A 242-nucleotide genomic window follows, 5' to 3' on the forward strand; every position below is an offset into this window, starting at 1 on the left:
GTACAAGGTGATACAATTCGCTTTGGCCTTGGGGGCATCAAGAACGTTGGTGATAATGCTATTGATAGCTTGATTCGTGAGCGCAAGGAGCACGGTCTCTATACGGATATCGTAGATTTCTGTAAACGAGTGGACAATAAGGTTGTTTATAAACGACTTCTTGAAAGTCTCATTCGCTGCGTAGCTATGGATGGGTTCAAGATAAACAGCAACTAATTATTGTATATGTATGAAAGTGCTCA

The 242-nt window shown here is 40.9% G+C and carries 1 pseudogene; it reads left to right on the forward strand.

What is annotated here, in order from left to right:
• Window positions 1–213, forward strand: a pseudogene (locus ACSV5T_RS10275) (hypothetical protein); the annotation flags it as partial.
• Window positions 214–242 lie beyond the last annotated feature (29 nt).

Origin of the sequence: Veillonella sp. ZSJB6, from assembly GCF_051549505.1 — a bacterium.
Lineage (GTDB): Bacteria > Bacillota > Negativicutes > Veillonellales > Veillonellaceae > Veillonella.